Source organism: Mycobacterium sp. BMJ-28 (genome assembly GCF_054404835.1).
In genome coordinates, this window is the sequence record NZ_CM136783.1 from 5,402,135 (window position 1) to 5,419,581 (window position 17,447).

Here is a 17,447-nt window from a genome sequence, read left to right on the forward strand (position 1 = left end):
GGGAGTCACGTGGCCACGCAGGGGTTTGTTCGTCGTCTACGGGTATCGCCGCCGCGAATGCCCGGCGGCGAGGTGAACCTGCAGTCACCACCCGAGGTGCCCCGCGTCATCCCCGGCAATCTGTTGATGAAGCTGATGCCGTTCGTGATGATCGTCGCGGTCGTCGGGATGCTCGCGCTGATGGTGACGGTCGGCGGCCGCGACCTGACGCGCAACCCGATGTTCCTGATCTTCCCGATGATGATGATCATGTCGATGGCCGGCATGTTCATGGGCGGTGGCGGCCGGTCGGGTAAGGCCGCGGCCGAGCTGAACGAGGAACGCAAGGACTACTTCAGTTACCTGGCCAATCTGCGCGATGACGCCGACGACACCGGGGACTCGCAGCGCACGGCACTGGAGTGGAGCCACCCGGACCCGCGCACCCTCATCGACGTGGCGGGCACCCGCCGGATGTGGGAGCGTCGCCCCAACGATCAGGATTTCTGCCATGTGCGCGTCGGCGTCGGCACGCACCGGCTGGCAACCCGCCTGCTGGCCCCCGAAACGGGTCCGCCCGAGGACCTGGAACCGGTGTCCACCGTGGCGCTGCGGCGCTTCGTCAAGACCCATTCGGTGGTGCACGCACTGCCCACCGCGGTGTCGCTGCGGGCGTTCCCCACCGTCACGTTCGAAGGTGACCGCAAGCTCGCTCAGCAACTCGTGCGGTCAATGATCTTGGAGCTCTGCGCCTTTCACGGCCCCGACCATTTGCAGGTGGCGATCGTCACGGCCAACCCCGACAACGAGAACTGGAGTTGGGTCAAGTGGCTGCCGCAGGCGCAGCACGCCACCGCCCACGACGGCTGCGGCACCATGCGAATGCTCTACCCGTCGCTGGAACTGCTGGAGAGCTCGCTGTCGGCAGACCTGTCCGAGCGCGGCCGGTTCAACCGCAATTCCCAACTCCCGCAGGGCACCAAGCAGCTGGTGATCGTGATCGACGACGGTTATGTCACCGGTGACGAACGCCTGGTCACCGACGCCGGCCTGGACAGCGTCACGGTGCTCGACCTGAACGGGCCGCCCGACGGCGCCGCCGCGCGCCGCGGCCTGCAGCTGGTCGTCGACAACGACGACATCGGCGCCAAGACCGCCGCGGGCACGGAAAGATTCGCCACCCCGGACCGTTTGACGGTCGCCGAGGCCCAGGCCACCGCCCGCCGGTTCGGCCGCTACCGCCCCGGAAACGCCGCCCACATCGTGAGCTTGGAGGCCGAGAGCCGGGCCACCGATCCTGGCCTGATGGCGTTGTTGAAGATTCCCGACGCCGCCGACATCGTGCCCGAAGAGGTGTGGCGTCAACGGTCTCCCCGCGAGCGGCTGCGGGTGCCGATCGGCTACACCCCGTCCGGGCAGCCGCTGGAGCTGGACATCAAGGAGTCCGCCGAGAACGGCATGGGCCCGCACGGGTTGTGCATCGGCGCAACCGGATCCGGCAAATCGGAGTTCTTGCGCACCTTGGTGCTGGCCATGATCACCTCCCATTCGCCCGAGGCGCTGAACCTGGTGCTGGTCGACTTCAAGGGTGGCGCCACCTTCCTCGGATTGGACGGCGCACCGCACATCGCGGCGATCATCACCAACCTCGAAGACGAACTGACCATGGTCGACCGGATGCGCGACGCCCTGGCCGGCGAGATGAACCGCCGCCAGGAGCTGCTGCGCTCGGCGGGCAATTTCCCCAACGTCACCGAGTACGAACGCGCCCGCGCCAGTGGGGCGGACCTCGACCCGCTTCCCGCACTGTTCATCGTCGTCGACGAGTTCTCCGAATTGCTATCCCAGAAGCCGGATTTCGCCGAGCTGTTCGTGATGATCGGCCGGCTGGGCCGCTCTCTGCACATCCATCTGCTGCTCGCTTCGCAACGCCTGGAGGAAGGCAAGCTGCGCGGCCTGGACTCGCACCTGTCCTACCGAATCGGCCTCAAAACCTTCTCGGCCGGTGAATCTCGCAGTGTGCTGGGCGTCCCGGACGCCTACCACCTACCCAGCGTGCCCGGCTCCGCGTTCCTCAAATGCGATGCCGACGAACCGCTTCGCTTCAACACCTGCTACGTGTCGGGTGAATACGTCAAACCTCGGGTGTCGGCGCGGTCGGGCCGCTCGTCGCAACTGGGTGCGCTGGCCCCGAAGTTGTTCACCGCGACCCCGGTCAAAAAAGACCCGGTGCCCGCCGCACCGGTTGAGGCCGTCGAGCCCGATCGCGCCGCCGAAACCCCGTCTTCGCCAACCAAGGTCACCCTGCTGGACATGGTGGTCAGCAGGCTGCGTGGTCACGGCCGGCCGGCGCACGAGGTGTGGCTGCCGCCGCTGGAGGAAAGCCCTGCCGTCAACGATCTGCTGCCCGATTCGACGTGGAACGACCCACGAAACGTCAACGGCCGGTTGCTGCTTCCGATCGGTGTGGTGGACCGTCCCTACGATCAGCGCCGCGATGTGCTGACCGTCGACCTGTCGGGCGCCCAGGGCAACGTGGCGGTGGTCGGCGGCCCGCAGTCGGGCAAGTCGACCGCGCTGCGGACCATGATCATGTCGGCCGCGGCCACCCACACCCCCGAACAGTTGCAGTTCTTCTGCCTGGACTTCGGTGGCGGCACGCTGGGCAGCCTGTCCAGCCTGCCGCACGTGGGCAGCGTGGCGGGCCGGATGGACTCCGACCGCATCCGGCGTACCGTTGCCGAGGTCACCGGACTGCTGCGCGAACGTGAACTGCGCTTCCGCGACCTCGGCATCGAGTCGATGCGCGACTTCCGGCAGCGCAAGGCCGAGCTGGCCAAGTTGCCGCCTGAGGTGGCCGCCCAGGATCCGCTGAGCCGTGACCGATTCGGCGATGTCGTGTTGGTGGTGGACGGCTGGGCGACCATCAAAGCCGACTTCGACATCTTGGAACCGGCCCTTCAGGCGATCGCCATTCAGGGCCTGTCCTACGGAATCCACTTGGCGGTCAGCGCGACTCGCTGGATGGAGATCCGTCCGGCGGTCAAGGACATGCTGGGCACCCGCATCGAACTGCGGATGGGTGACCCGATCGACAGCGACGTGGGCCGCAAGTTCGCCGAGCTGGTTCCGCTGGGCCGGCCCGGTCGCGGCATGAGCCCCGACCGGCTGCACATCCTGATCGGGTTGCCCCGGCTGGACTCCAGCTCCGATGTCGAATCACTGCCCGCCGGTGTCGCCGGATCGTGCGAGGCGGTACGCCAGTTCTACGGCGAGCGTCAGGCCCCGCGGCTGCGGATGCTCCCGCACGAACTGGACCGCACCGAAGTGGTCGAAGCCGCCCGCCGGGCCGGCGCCCTGGGTAAGGCCAGGGTGGCCATCGGCATCGGCGAGTCCGAATTGGCACCTGTGGTACTGGATTTCGACGCCCAGCCGCATCTGGTGGTGTTCGGCGACACCGAGTGCGGCAAGACGAACCTGCTGCGCAACATCGCCGCCGGCATCATGGAGAACGCCTCCCCCAGCGAGGCCAAGCTCATCCTCGTCGACTTCCGGCGCACCATGCTGGGCGTGGTCGACAACGACTACCTCGGTGGCTATGCCACCGCCGCCCAGTCGTGCGCGGAACTGATGAAGGCTCTTGGCGACTCGCTCAAAGACCGTCTGCCGCCCAGCGATGTCACCCAGCAACAGCTCAAAGACCGCTCCTGGTGGACCGGCCCCGACCTGTACGTGCTGATCGACGACTACGACCTGATACCCGGCGGCTCGCTGAACCATCCGCTGGCCCCGCTCATCGAGTATCTGCCGCAAGCCCGCGATATCGGTCTGCGCGTGATCATCTCGCGACGCATCGGCGGTGCCGGACGCGCGATCATGGACCCGATCATCGGGCGCCTGCGCGACCTGTCCTGCAATGGCCTGGTGATGAACGGCACCAAGGAGGAGGGCGCACTGTTCGGATACAAGCCCCAGCAGATGCCGCCGGGGCGCGGCATGTTGGTCTCCCGGACCGTGCGCAGTGACGTCGTCCAGCTGTCGAAGATGCCCGACCTGTGACCGGCGCACGCGAACTGGTTCAGGTCCGGGTGGTGCCGGCTGCTCCCGAACATGTCCGGCTGTCCGTCGTCTCGGCCAGCACCCAACTCGACGTGTCCCTACCGCTGGACGCCCCCGTCGCCAGCGTGCTGCCTGAGTTGGTCAAGCTGGTCCGTTCGCGGGACGGCCTGGCCGGGGCCCCGCCCGAGGAGTCGACGGCCAAGGACGCCAAACGCAACTTCTGGGTGCTCTCCACCGCCGACGACGACCAGCCGTTGGCACCGGACTCGACGTTGCGGGAAGCCGGGGTCTCCAACGGTTCACTGCTGCGACTGAGCGCCGAACGGGCGCTGTCCGCCCCCACCCTCTATGACGACGTCGTGGACGCCGCCGCGCGGCTGAACAAGGCCGCGTACGCGGGATGGGACGCCACCGCCGCCGGCTGGATGGCATTCGTCGGGATCCATCTTTGCGCATTGGCCCTGCTGTATTTCCTTGTCGGAGAAGCTTTCACACCCCACCGAGCCGCTCTGGTGGGCGTGTCGGTGGTGGTCGCGCTGGCGCTGACCGGGGTGGGTGCGCTGGTGGCTCGCTCATACGGCCGGCCATCGGCAGGTGCGACGCTGGGCTGGGCGGCCATCCCGGTCAGCGCGGGGATCGTGTGGGCGGTGCTGTCCAGGTTCGGCGGTTACGGCCTCGCCGCCGGGTGCGCGACGTTGGTGCTGGTGCTGTACGGCCTGTATCGGACCGTCGGGACCGGCCGGTGGGGCTACCTCGCGGCGGGCGCCTTCTTCGCATTGGGCGGCATCGCGCTGGTGGTGCATCAGGTCGGCGTGCGCGCCGACCTGGTCGGCGCCGGCCTGGCCGTGGTGTCCACGCTGGCCTGTCTGATCGTGCCGTGGCTGATCGCCCCGATGGGCCGATTCACCCCACCGGGCACTCGCGTGCAGGCCGAACCCGAGGCATCCCTGTTCGAGAATCCGTTCGGCGGCGCTGCAGCGGCCATCCCGCAGGCCGACGCCGATGAGCCTGCCCAGCAGACACCCACCGCCGAGGGGGTGTGGGACCGGGTGCGCACGGCGCTGCTGACCAGGTCGGCGCTGTACGCCGGCTTCGGAGCCGGCGCCGCCGTGGGTGCGTCGGTGGTGCTGGCCGCCGCGCCTGTTCCGCATTGGTCCGCTCTGGTGTTCGCTCTGACCTGTGCGGCCGCGCTGGGCCTCTACGTCCGGCGACCGTCGAGCGTGCTGGAGCGGGCGTCGCTCGCGATTCCGGCGGTGGCGTTGACCGGCTACGCGTGCTGGGCCGCCCAGGACGGCAGCCAGCCGATACCGCTGGTGGCGTTCGGAGTCTTGCTGCTGGCCGCCGTGGTGGCAGCGGTGATCGGGATGACGGTGCATGACGGCGACGCGCCCGCCCGTCTCGTCACCACACTGACCTACCTGGACTATCTGGCGTCGGCCGCCCTGATCCCGTTGGCGCTGTGGGTGGCCGGGGTGTACAGCCGGCTGGTCATCTGATGCGACGCTGGGCGGCGGCCACAGCCGCCACGCTGATCGTTGCGGCTTTCGAAGTGGCACCGGCGGCGCACGCGATCAGTCCGCCGGTGGTGCCACCCGGAGGCCCGCCCAGCGGGGCCGGCGGCGCACCCGACGCAACGGAGCAGAAGTCGATCTGCGGTATCGGCGGGGTGTTTCCGAATACCGATTTCAGCCTGCAGCCCAATGCGGACGCCATGCTGAATTTTTCCGACGCCTGGAAGTTCTCCACCGGTGCCGGGCAGAAAGTCGCGGTCATCGACACCGGGGTGGCCCCCAATCCGCGGCTGCGGGTGCTCGAGGGCGGCGGCGACTTCGTGTCGTCCTCGGACGGCCTGGTGGACTGCGATGCGCACGGCACGCTGGTGGCCGGGCTCATCGCGGCGTCGCCGAGCCCCGAGGACGCCTTTGCCGGCGTGGCCCCCGATGCGGCGATTCTCTCGATCCGGCAGAACAGCAGCGTGTACGCGGTGCGCGGATCCAGTTCGGCGCAGAACGACCCGAACGCCGTGTCACTGGGGTATGGCAGCACCCAGACGCTGGCGCGGGCGATCGTGCGCGCGGTCGATATGGGGGCCACCGTCATCAACCTGTCCGAGGTGGCCTGCGCGCCGGTGGGTGCCGGGATGGACGACGCCGAGCTCGGCCAGGCGGTCCGGTTCGCCTTCGAGCGCAACGTCGTGGTGGTGGCCGCCGCAGGCAATTTCAACAAGCAGGGCCTGTGCAGCACCCAGAACGAGATCAGCGATCCCAACCTGCCGCTGGCCGATGCGTGGAAGTCGGTCCGCACCATCGCCAGTCCGGCGTGGTTCCAGGATTACGTCCTCAGCGTCGGCGCTTTGACCCCGGAGGCCGAGCCCGCCGATTTCACCTTGCACGGTCCGTGGCTGGACTTGGCAGCACCGGGCGAGAAGATCACCTCGCTCAGCCCGAACGGGCCCGGCCTGGTGAACGCTTTCGTCGATCAGAACGGTGCGCTGGTGCCGATCAACGGGACCAGCTTCGCCACCCCGTTCGTATCCGGCGTGGTGGCACTGGTGCGCGCGCGTTTTCCCGCGCTGTCCGCCGGTGAGGTGATGGATCGGATCAAGCGCACCGCCCACACCCCGGAGGCCGGCCCGAACCTGGCCACCGGATACGGCGTTGTCGACCCCGTCGCCGCGCTCACCCATGAATTGCCACCGGCTGCCGACCTGCCCGACCCGGACACCGGCCGTCCCATCGCCGGGCCTCCGCAGCCCGATCCGGCCAGCCTGCTGGCCCGCAATATCGTGCTCGCGGTGCTGGGCTTGTCCGCGGCCGCCGCGGCCATCGCGCTGGCAGTGGTGAAGAAGGCCAGGGGCTAGCGGCGGCGTGCCCACCAGCACCCGCAGCGGCCGCGCCTTACCCGCCCACAGAATCCCCGTAGGATTGACTGGTTGGGTGTCCTGAGGGGATCGAGGAATCTTGGCCGATCACGAACCGCCGCCGGCGGAGCGTAGCGGGCCCGCGCGTCCTCCCTGGCTGTCCCACATGCCGGTGCAGGACGAGCCCCGCGAGGAACGTCGCCGCTCGAGGCGTGGCAAACAATCGCATCGCGCCGATCCGGAGCTGGAGTCCGAACCGCTGCCGCCGTTGTTCAGCGAGCCGCCCGCGCCGTCGCTGCCTGATCGGTTGCCACCGCCACCGCCGGTTGCCGAGCTGCCCCAGGCACCGTCCCAACAACGGCCCCCGCAGTGGGAACCGGCCCCACCGCCGGCGTGGACTGCACCCGCATCGATGACCGATTCGCCGTTGTTCAACGAGGTGGCCCGCGACTACCACGCCCCGGCTCCACGGCCCCCAGCACCGGCACCCGCACCTGTACCTGTACCTGCACCGCAGCAGGCACCGCCGGTGGTGCCGGAGCCTGTCGCCGCCGAACCGGAACCGGCCATCGCCGCCCAGTCACCGGAACCCGAACCTGAACCTGAACCGAAGCCCACGCCAGCGGCACCAGTGCCCGCACCGCCGGACTTCGATGACATCGAAGCGCGCGCAGCCAAGCTGCTGGCGCGCGTCGAGTCTCAGCGCGTGGCAGCTGCCGAACCAGAACCGGAACCGGCGGAGCGTCCCGAACTCGACGATGTCGATGCCCGGGCCGCGAAGTTGGTGGAGCTCATGGAATCTCGGCGGACCCAGCGGCCCGCCGACCCGGAACCCGCGCCACCAGTCGCCACCGAACCGGCCCCTGAGCCGGAACCGGCGCCCGCGGGTGTCACCGACGCCCCGGTTGAGCAGGTGGCCGAGGAACCTGTCGCCGAACAACCGCAAGCGGCCGAACCGGTCCAGCCGAATATCGTCCCGCCAGTCCCGGATGATCCTGCGCCGCAATATGTTCCAGAACCACCAGTCGAGCGGACCGTCGCGGTCGAGCCGCCGCGACAGGAGTTGCCGCAGCGCCCCGCGCCGCCGGCCGATTGGCCGCCGCCGCCACTGCCGGCTCCCGGACCGCCGCCGGGCTGGGGAGCGCTGCCACCACCGCCTCCGCCGCCGGGCTGGCCGGCCGGCGCGCCTCCGTGGCCGGTCGCGCCTCCCCCACCGCCCCCGGGCTGGCGTCCGCCCGCCGCGCACGCAAGCGGTAACGAGCCGCCGCACAACGGCGGCTACGACTCTGACGAGGTTCGACAGCCGCGCCACTCCGCGCCGCCGGATTACCGTCCGCCGCAGGCATATCGGATACCCACCTCGCTGGATGAAGCCGAGGTGTTCAACCGGGCCCGGCATGCACCGCAGTCGGGATGGCGACGAACCCTGCACAAGGCCACCGGCGGCCGGGTGAACCCGGGTGACTCCCGCAAGAACCGTGAGATGGAGGAGCTGCTCGCGCAGATCCGGCAACCCATCGCCGGCGACTTCCGCATCGCGGTGCTCTCCATCAAGGGCGGGGTTGGAAAGACCACCACCACTTTAGGTTTGGGCTCCGCGCTGGCGATGGTGCGCACCGACCGCGTGATCGCGGTGGACGCCAACCCGGACCGCGGCACCCTTGCCGAACGCGTTCGCGACTACTCGACCCAGTCGACGGTGCGCGACCTGTTGCGCGATCCCAATATCCGTCGGTATGCAGATGTCAGGGCCCATACCAGGATGGCGTCCAGCCGGCTGGAAGTGCTTGCCAGTGAGCAGGATCCGGCCGTCGCCGAGGTGTTCGGCGAAGAGGACTACCGGCACACCATGGATATTCTGCGGCACTACTACAACGTCATCCTCACCGATTGCGGTACCGGCATCATGCATTCGGCCATGTCCGGTGTGCTCGACCTTGCCCATGCCATCGTGCTGGTGAGCTCGCCGGCCATCGACGCGGCCCGCAGCGCCTCGGCCACCCTGGATTGGCTGACCCAGCATGGTCATGGTGGTCTGGTACGCGAGGCCCACGTGGTGCTCAGCGCCTCACGGCCCGGTTCGGCCGCGCTGAAGATGGACAAGGTGTACGAGCATTTCGAAGCCCGCTGCCAGTCGATCCATATGATCCCGTTCGATCAGCACCTCGCCGAAGGCGCCGATATCGATTTCAGCCTGTTGAAGCCGGCAACCATGCAGGCCTACATCGAGCTTGCAGGAGCGGTGTCGGAGAAGTTCTCGCGGTTGCGGGTCTCGTACGACGGGCGCTGACAGTTCGCGCCACTGTTAGCCTGGCCGAGTGACGAGCGGCGGTGAATTCGACCTGGAAGGCCTGCTGGAGGGCGTGCAGAAGTTCCAGCAGGACGTGGCCGGCTCCAGCCAACGCCTTGCGGTCGAGGTCGCCGACGCATGGTCCGAGGATCACCTGGTTCGCGTGTGGGTCAACGCTCGAGGAGTCGTGATCGACGCCGAGGTGGACGAGCGTGAACTCCCCTCCGCCACGGCCGAGGGCATCGCCGCCGCGACGGTACAGGCAGCTCAAGCCGCGGCGGCCAAGATGCAGGAGAAGGTGACTGCGTTCCAGGCCGATCTACGGCAACGCCTCGCCGGGCTCGCACCGGCCGCCATGACGTCCTTGACCGACATCCCCGAACTCGGGATCGTGCAGCCGTCCATTCCGACGTCTCCTCCCACTGCCCGCGATAGGCTGGATAACGCCACGTCAAACCAGGAAACGACGAGCGGTGGAAACGCCGGCGATCAGGACGGTTGGGACTTCACGCTTCGGGGATGACGCGAGTCGTTCTACGATGAACGCAGGGAACCGGGAGGGGAGGCCCATGACCGACAATCTGGACTACCACAACAGCCGCGCTCGGGCAGGTGCGAGTCAGTTCGAGGACATCGGCGAGACACTGAGTCGCATCGGCAGCAGCCTGGAGTCCGAGGTGGGTAACGATTCGCCCTGGTCAGAGGACAAGATCGGGTCGAGTTTCGGTTCGCAGTTCGACCCGCATCGGGCGACGGCGATCAGCAACGTCAAGAACTTCGCGTCCAAGGTCTCCAGCTACGGTCCTGCCATCACCGACGCTGCCAACGGCGTCGTCCGCACCGACACCCCGGACTGATCTCGGGTCTGACCGTGGATACGCAATCAGCTGAATCGGCTGGTTGGGCCATCATCACACCACCACAATGAGCATCGAGATTCCCGGCTGGCTGCGTTGGGTCGGCGACCTGATCGGTGAGGATTTTCCCGACGGTGACGAGGACAAGGTCTGGGCGCAGGCGCGGCGATGGAAAGACTTCGCCGATCAACTGGAAGCTCAGAAGTCCGCGATCGAAGCGGCCTCGCGTACCACTTTGAGTGGCTTCGCCCAAGGGCAAGCCCACACGGCGATGAGCACGGAGTTCCAGACGCTGACGTCGGGTGATGCATCGCTCGACGTTCTGGTCCAACAGCTGCGTGAACTGTCGGATGCGGTCGACAAGACCGGCACCGAGATCGAGTTCGCCAAAGAGATGTACATCGCGAACCTGGCGATCCTGGCCGCCACATTGATCGCTCTCGCAGCGTCGGCCTGGATCAACTGGGGCGCGCCGGTCGAAGGTGCCGCGGCGATCGCCGCCACCGAATTCACCATCTCGCAGATCATCCGCGCGGCCATCGCCAAGGTGGTCGAAGCCGGCGCCAGCAAGATCATCACCGAGCTGGCCCTGCGTGCGCTTCAGGGTGCCGCCATCAATGCCATCGTGTCCGGCGGTCTCAACGCCGGTGTCCAGGGCCTGCAGATGCTGCAAGGCCACCGCCACGAATTCGACGGCGCATCACTCGGCAACGACATCAAGGGCGGTCTGCTGGCGGGGGCGATAGCAGGTCCGCTGTTACACGGCGCCAGGTTCGTCGATGCCGGCTCGCCGCTGGGCAACCAGTTCAAGACCTTTGGTGCCAGCTTCGCCGCCAACACCACCGGTAGCATTGCCTCCCAGTATGCACTGACCGGACATGTCAATTTCGGTGATGCGACCATGTCCGGGCTGCTGTTCGGAGGCATCGATGGGGCTCATCCGAATGCAGCACGCGTTCCGCATCTTTCGGCCGAATCGGGGCTCGGCGCGCTCGGTTCGGACCGAGCATCGTTCGGCAGCGACGAACACGGGACGGCGCCCCAGGGAAGCCGGTCACCAGACCCCACAATGGCCGACGCAACAAATTCCAATACCCGCAGCGCGGGTGTCACCGAGGTCGATCGGCCGCTGAATATCGGTTCCCCCGAGGCTCATTCACCGGCAGTGGCCGAGCCGAACACGGCCGCGCACACCGCGGCCGGCAGTAGCGCCACCACCACCGCGGGGCCTGCGGTGCGCGCACCGGAGGCGCCGCCCACGGCGCCTCCGGCACGCCAGGACGCGCCGGTGACTTCGACCCCGAATTCCAGCGCAACACCTTCACCGTCGGCGACCCCCAAATCCGGATTGGCGGCAGCTCCGGCGGGCCACGCCGGTGCCCCAGTGGAACCCGCGGCGCGGGTTGCAGATTCGCCGGCGCCGCGTGCCGCCGCAGCTACCGACGGTGCGCCACGCCGCGAAGCGCTGACGCCCGACGAACCTCGGTCCACGCCGCATACCTCGGCAGAAGCCCCTACCCCCGTCGAACCGGATTCCTCGCACTCAACCGGTACCCCGGAGCGGACCGAACACTCCGCTCCTGAAGCCCAGCACCCCGGTGACCGTTGGCAGGACGCGGCACGTCACACCGACGAGTCACACGCCCGAGCACTCGCCGACGACGCGCTGTCCCGTCGCATCCCGCCCGTCGAACCGGAGGCGCTGCGCACGCCCCAAGGCTTCCGCGATCAGGCACTGGCCCGGGCACACGACAATGCCGACTGGTGGCACGGTTTGACCGGCGATGAGCAACGCGCGCTGATCGACTCCTACCCCCGCGACATCGGCAATGCCGAAGGGATCCCGGCCGCGGCTCGCCACGAGGCGAACACCCACTCGATCGCCCATGACCGCGATCAGCTGAGGAGTCGTCAGGAAAGCGGCGAACGACTCACCCGCGCCGAACAGAAATACCTCAACCGACTCGACAAGATCGACGACGCGCTGCAGGAGGCGCGGCGAACCGCGGAGGACGCCGGCGTCGGCGGCCCCTACGTCATGGCTTTCGACCCGCGTGCGTTCGGTGGCGACGGCCGTGCCGTCGTCGCTTTCGGTGACGATCCTTACCGGGCTGATTCGGTTTCGTGGCATGTACCCGGGTTGACCACAACGGTCGACAGTCTCGGCACCAACATGACGAACGCGCTGAACCACCTGCAGTCCACCCATCTGGAACGGCCGGGGATCTCGGCATCGTCCATCGCCTGGATCGGCTACGACGCCCCGAGCGGGTTGGGCAGTTGGCGAGTCGCGTTCCACGGGCTGGCCCACGAGGGCGGCGACATCCTGCACAGCGATATCGCCGGATTCAACGCTGCCCGCGATGCTCTGGCCGGTGACGGTAGCCACTTCAACAACAACCATGTCTTCGGCCACTCCTACGGGTCCACCACCACCAGCTACGCCGGCGAAGGCGGCCGGCTGCACGACCAGGTGACGACCGTGACCCTGCTGGGTTCGCCCGGCGCCGGCCCGCACCACACCGCCGAGGGTTTCGGAATCGGTGACAACGTCTACGTCGCCTCGTCGTCACGGGACTGGGTCACCACGTTGGGCGGACGGGATTCCGGTGGCCGTTTCCTCGGCCGATTCGGGTTGGGCCGAGACCCGGCGATGGACACCTGGGGCGGACACCGGATCACCTCCGAGTTCCCGGCCGATATGGATACCGCCGGGACCGTCGGAACGCACACCGCGTACTACCACTACGTCGAAGGTCCCTCGGGGACTCATCCAGGGGTACGCAGCGAGTCACTGGCGAACTTCGGTCGCATCGCCGCCGGGCATCCGGAACGCCTTGATGCCGAACAACACCGGCGTGACACCGGCAGGTCCGGGTGGTTGCCCGGCCTGCGCACCGAAGAGCCTGCTGTGGGAAGGCCGCTGCGGCTCGATGACGACACCTCCGGTCACGAGCACTCCGTGGAGAGAAAGCCTTTCGACCCGCGTTGGCATCGAGGGGAGGCTGGATCGGCAGATCAGTCATCAGACCGGCCACAGCGTCCACTGGACGACGGCGCGGGCGCGGCGGACCACCACGTTCCCCGCGATTCCTCATCAAGCTGGGAAGGTCCGGCGGGCGAACAGGCAGCGCACTTGTTGCCAACCGACGACTCCGGGTACCGAATTACGCCCCGAGATTGTGAGTTCCTCGGCATCACTCCAGAACAGGTGCAGGCGTGGGCGGCCAGGGAGGCTCCGCTCGGCATGACGCCGGCCGAGTTCAAAGAATTCAGTAGCTCCCTCGGGCACGCGCTGACGCGGGACGGCTTCGGCCCACAGGAGGTGGACATCCGCTTGCAAGGTTCCTCAGCGCGCTTCTTCTCTGGTGAACACAAAGAGCTCCCGGCGTATTCGGATCTCCACGGCGATGCCGAGGCACAAGCCCGCATGTCGGACTGGTTCGGCAGTGACACCAACCACCCGTTACGCCGCCCTTTCGACTCGATGTATCGCCTGAAACTCGACTCCGAACCCAGCGACTACGACATCCAGATCTCGTCGGATGCGATGGTGGAGGCATGCAAGCAACGGTGGGAAGCCCTCGGTGCGCCCGACGACCTCGTTCATCCCAAGTACGGATTCGTCACGAAAGACATCTTCAAACAGATGTTCCCCGCCCTATGGCAGTGGGCGGATGAATGGATTACATCAACCGGCAGACCCGTGGTCCCCGCATTGTTTCCTGGCTCCGGACCGCCCGACACCTCAACAACCGGCGTCTCCTCGCATTTTCGTGACACCGACTGGCGCATCCACCCTGAAAGGACCGAGCCACGATGATGCATCTCGTCCTGGTGATCGACATCCACGGCGACGTGGACCAGTCCGGCCTAGATCGCTTGCGCGCCAGCCTCGGACTGCACAAGCAGGGCCGCCTGAGTGACGACTGGGATCAGGAATTCGGCTATCGGATCGACGACAGTCCAGGCGACGGTCACTTCAATACCGGCTTGCTCCGCCAATTCGACAACTCCTGGAACCTGCAAATCCTCTCAACCAGCCAGTTCCCCTCCGGCAGCGCAGAACTCGAGAAGATCGGTGATGAACTCGTCCGCGCTGTCGAAGCTGCGGGCTTTCGGGCAACGGTTCGAAACCAGCCTGAGCCGCAGCGCAGGTATACCGAGAAGACGGCCGACGGCGGTGACTCCACTCAACAGGATGCCGAACTCTCCACCGCTGCCGGAAAACTGATCGAGCCGATCGTCCAGGAACTGGCCGTCCTGGGGCCCGCGAGCTGGGATTCGTTTACCGCGACCTTCGCCGTCGCGGGCCCTGCCGAGGTCGCCACGTTGATCTTCGCGCGCGGAGATGATTCCACCCCGATCCCGGTGCCCCGCGAAATCATGGGACTTGTCCGGGAACACCGCGCCGTTTCTGGCCGGATGTCGGCAGGGCCGTGGTGGCGGATGCGACTGGAAGTCGATAATCGAGGGCAGGTGTCCCAGCACTTCGACTACGGCGACGAACCATTCCCCGAGGATCAATTGTTCCGGCCCGAGGACTACCGCGCAGACCTCGAGGCATTCCCGCGCCGACGGGTTCCGGTCTGGTTGGCCGGATACGTCGAAGGCCCCGTGGCTCAAGGGCGTAGTCCCGATCGTGCCGTGGCTGCGGCACGTGCCGACGCCGAGAACGGTGTCTCCGGTACGCCCACGGACGACATCGTTCCGCTCGAGGAAGCCTGGGCCCGGTGGGCCGTGCTCGCGGCCGTCCGGGCGGGGTTGCGGCGCATCACGGGGGCCTGGATCGAACCCGCCACGGCGATATTCGAGAACGGTGCGGGCAGCGGCGCGACATTGTGCGTGTTGCCTCGCGAACGCGCCGTGCTGTCGGGCGGACTGTGGAATTCGCCGTTGCTCGACGCCGCCTACAACGGCGGCGGTGCACTACCGCAGCTATATGACGGTGCCCCGGAATGGGTGACCGACTCCGTGCTGAACCCTCGATCGCAGCGGGGCGCACTCACGTTCTGCTACTGGTGGTTTGATGGCCGGTGGTATCGAGGCGGAACAGACACCTTCGACGAACTCGACGACCCACTTCCTGCAATCTGGACGGATGAGGAAGCAGTAGATGCCATCGCGGCCGAACTCGGCGCGGAGCGTCGGGAGCTGGCGATGTCGCTCATCGCGGCGGCGCACGCCCGGACCGCCTCCAGGTCCGAATTGGCAGCCATGCTCGTGGGCGCCGACGCCGATCTCGATGCCGCGTATGACCAGTTGTCGCTGGCCGGCCTGGCACCCTGAGCGCGGGCTGATGAATCCATGAGCGAAACAACCGACACCGTCGTCACCATCGTGCTGTTCGTCGCGCTCATACCCGCTGTCATCGCAGCGGTGTTCGTCGGTCTGCACATGGCGATGCTGGGTGACGGGGTTTCGGACAAGCGCGGGTTCTCGGGTGTCCTGCTGGGCGTGGTGGGCGTTCCGATCGGGGCGGTCGCCGTGTACGTCGCGGCAGTTGTACTCGCTTGGAACACAGACGGATACACGTTCTTCTATCCGGTCGTGGCGCTGCTCGTCGGCGCTCTGTTGACCGTCGGTCTGAGCGGTCTCGCCGATCGAATTGTCCGACGAAGATGAGGAGTACATCGCGATGCCCGCACCACCGTCGGATTTCACCACTCCGGTAGAGCTGAGAAGCATCCAGAGCGCGGACCGGACCCTCGTGCGATTCCTGCCCGTCCTGGTGCTGATGGCTGGTGGGGTTCTGGTGTTGACCCTGCTCATTCTCGGACTGCTGATGCCTGGCGTTCCAGGCGTCTATTACCCCGCCAGTGTGGCTCTGGCCGTGGCAGTTCCGACTCTGATGTATGTGCAGAAACGCCGGCAACTGAATGACGAGTACCGGCTGAACAAGACGCTTCGGTTATCGCCGGAAGGGTTGCGCCGAACGGACGGGACGACCGTCGTAGAGATCTCGTGGCACGGAGTCACCCGCTTTCAAGAAGAGCCCGTGAGCTTCGCCGCCAACTCCAAAGGGCCCATCGTCTTTCCGGTGACAGGTGTCGCCAACGCGGCGAAAAGGGCTGCGCACTCCACGACGGCACTGGGCCTCCTCGGTGTCGGCACCGTCGCCCCACGACCGGGGGCCACGCAGCGGGCCCTGCAACTGCACGACGAGCGCAACGGCTCAAGGCTCCAGTTCGGCGACGTGAACAACACCGACCGCGCTCTGATCTTCCCCTCCGAATTCGAATCCGACTGGCGCAATGGCGTCATCGGGAGTTGGCTCCGCCATTACCGACCGGATATCCGAACACTCGGGTGAGTCGGACGATCGCTCGGCGTTCAGTAGACTGACAGGCGGCAACGGCAGCGCCGCATCGTTGTGGAGGGGAACACTTCGTGTTGAGCGATTCATCGCGGACCGGCGACGACGCACCCGGCCGTAGTGAGCGGGTAATACGAGGAGTGCTCTGGGCGGTCGGTGGGCTTTCGCTGATCGCGGCGATAGCGGTGCTGTGCTTGACGTTCTGGCCGGCCCCGCGAGCGGGCTTGACCGACACACCGCAACCCTCTGCCGATCAGGTGCGCGCTCAAGAGGTCATCACCCGGTTCTTCAGGGCTGCCGAGGCGAAAGACGTTGCGGCGGTGCAGGAGGTGACGTGCGCGAACCCCACCGGGCTCGTGGCCCGCGATCTCAAGGAGATCGAGTACCCGACCGGGTATGACGTAATCGCGCAGACGCACATCGATGCTTTCGTTCGTTTTACGCCGACACGCGATGGAGCTCAGATCGACATCATGTACCGCGAAAGAGGCCTCACCCCGAAAGGCCAGGCGAACGCGGACATTGCCGCCAACAACTACTTCGGCGAGACGTATGTGCTGGTGGAAGAAGATGGAGCCCTCAAGTTGTGCGGGGGAATCGCGTGACGCGGGAGAGTCCGGCGAAAAGCTGGGCACCGATAGGCGCCGGCGTCATTGGTATCGGCGCGTTGGCGGTGTCACTGGTCCTGGCATTCACCCACCAGCGAGTCACGCTGCGGCCGATCGCCGCCTCGCCCGGGATGTCTGAGCAGCAAGCCCTGACCACTGTGCAGAGCACCGCACGACTGTGGGCCCAGGAGGTCCGCGCGGGCAACGCTGTGAACCTGGCGGCTCTGAGTTGCAGCGCATCGCGCGGTGGCGACGCCGGCGGCCGGCACCTCGCCCGCGTCGGCAAACCACACACGCCCATCGAGATTCTCGGGTTCGGCGACCTGACACGCGAAGGCCCATCGGGATGGTCGCTGCCGGTCTTCTTCTTCTGGCCCGGCGCCAGCGATAACGGCAAGATCTTCCATTTCGCGGTCGAAGACGGCGAAATGCGACTCTGCGACATCACTGACCCACCGGTACTGCAATGAAGGAGAGA

The 17,447-nt window shown here is 67.1% G+C and carries 11 protein-coding genes and 1 pseudogene; all 12 read left to right on the forward strand.

Going from position 1 to position 17,447, the window contains the following annotated elements; all coding sequences use genetic code 11:
- The first annotated feature begins 9 nt into the window (after positions 1-9).
- The 12 genes and pseudogenes from eccCa (at position 10) to ACXPWS_RS26920 (ending at position 17,439) form a co-directional block, all read left to right on the forward strand.
- Positions 10-4,038 carry a type VII secretion protein EccCa gene (gene eccCa, locus ACXPWS_RS26865; RefSeq protein ID WP_458709564.1) on the forward strand — a complete coding sequence of 1,343 codons (4,029 nt, stop codon included), beginning with the start codon at positions 10-12 and terminating at the stop codon, positions 4,036-4,038.
- Positions 4,035-5,534 carry a type VII secretion integral membrane protein EccD gene (eccD, locus tag ACXPWS_RS26870; RefSeq protein ID WP_458709565.1) on the forward strand — a complete coding sequence of 500 codons (1,500 nt, stop codon included), beginning with the start codon at positions 4,035-4,037 and terminating at the stop codon, positions 5,532-5,534. Before eccCa ends, eccD begins: the two co-directional genes overlap by 4 nt.
- Positions 5,534-6,898 (forward strand): type VII secretion-associated serine protease mycosin, encoded by a 1,365-nt coding sequence (mycP, locus tag ACXPWS_RS26875; protein WP_458709566.1) that lies wholly within the window; start codon positions 5,534-5,536, stop codon positions 6,896-6,898. Before eccD ends, mycP begins: the two co-directional genes overlap by 1 nt.
- 859 nt (positions 6,899-7,757) lie before the next feature.
- Positions 7,758-9,188, forward strand: a pseudogene (locus ACXPWS_RS26880) (MinD/ParA family ATP-binding protein); the annotation flags it as partial.
- A gap of 28 nt (positions 9,189-9,216) precedes the next feature.
- Positions 9,217-9,711: a YbaB/EbfC family nucleoid-associated protein gene (locus ACXPWS_RS26885; protein ID WP_458709567.1), complete on the forward strand. Its 495-nt coding sequence runs from the start codon at positions 9,217-9,219 to the stop codon at positions 9,709-9,711.
- A gap of 46 nt (positions 9,712-9,757) precedes the next feature.
- The gene (locus ACXPWS_RS26890; protein WP_458709568.1) at positions 9,758-10,045 is read left to right on the forward strand and encodes a hypothetical protein; all 288 of its coding nucleotides are present in this window, start codon (positions 9,758-9,760) and stop codon (positions 10,043-10,045) included.
- 67 nt (positions 10,046-10,112) lie between these two features.
- Entirely contained in the window at positions 10,113-13,868 is a 3,756-nt protein-coding gene (locus tag ACXPWS_RS26895) for an alpha/beta hydrolase (RefSeq protein WP_458709569.1), read from the forward strand.
- Complete coding sequence (locus ACXPWS_RS26900) at positions 13,865-15,334, forward strand: hypothetical protein (protein WP_458709570.1); 1,470 nt, start codon at positions 13,865-13,867, stop codon at positions 15,332-15,334. Before ACXPWS_RS26895 ends, ACXPWS_RS26900 begins: the two co-directional genes overlap by 4 nt.
- 18 nt (positions 15,335-15,352) lie before the next feature.
- Positions 15,353-15,670: a hypothetical protein gene (locus ACXPWS_RS26905; protein WP_458709571.1), complete on the forward strand. Its 318-nt coding sequence runs from the start codon at positions 15,353-15,355 to the stop codon at positions 15,668-15,670.
- A gap of 13 nt (positions 15,671-15,683) precedes the next feature.
- Positions 15,684-16,358, forward strand: a complete 675-nt coding sequence (locus tag ACXPWS_RS26910) for a hypothetical protein (RefSeq protein ID WP_458709572.1) — start codon at positions 15,684-15,686, stop codon at positions 16,356-16,358.
- Positions 16,359-16,435: 77 nt separating this feature from the next.
- Complete coding sequence (locus tag ACXPWS_RS26915; protein WP_458709573.1) at positions 16,436-16,966, forward strand: hypothetical protein; 531 nt, start codon at positions 16,436-16,438, stop codon at positions 16,964-16,966.
- A complete protein-coding gene (locus ACXPWS_RS26920; RefSeq protein WP_458709574.1) occupies positions 16,963-17,439 on the forward strand; it encodes a hypothetical protein in 477 nt (158 codons plus the stop codon). Before ACXPWS_RS26915 ends, ACXPWS_RS26920 begins: the two co-directional genes overlap by 4 nt.
- Positions 17,440-17,447: the final 8 nt, after the last annotated feature.

Excerpts from the sequence above, each read along its gene's own strand:
- ACXPWS_RS26910 (WP_458709572.1), top strand. The coding sequence starts at position 15,684 with ATGCCCGCACCACCGTCGGATTTCACCACTCCGGTAGAGCTGAGAAGC.
- ACXPWS_RS26895 (WP_458709569.1), top strand. The coding sequence starts at position 10,113 with ATGAGCATCGAGATTCCCGGCTGGCTGCGTTGGGTCGGCGACCTGATC.
- ACXPWS_RS26900 (WP_458709570.1), top strand. The coding sequence starts at position 13,865 with ATGATGCATCTCGTCCTGGTGATCGACATCCACGGCGACGTGGACCAG.
- mycP (WP_458709566.1), top strand. The coding sequence starts at position 5,534 with ATGCGACGCTGGGCGGCGGCCACAGCCGCCACGCTGATCGTTGCGGCT.
- ACXPWS_RS26890 (WP_458709568.1), top strand. The coding sequence starts at position 9,758 with ATGACCGACAATCTGGACTACCACAACAGCCGCGCTCGGGCAGGTGCG.
- ACXPWS_RS26905 (WP_458709571.1), top strand. The coding sequence starts at position 15,353 with ATGAGCGAAACAACCGACACCGTCGTCACCATCGTGCTGTTCGTCGCG.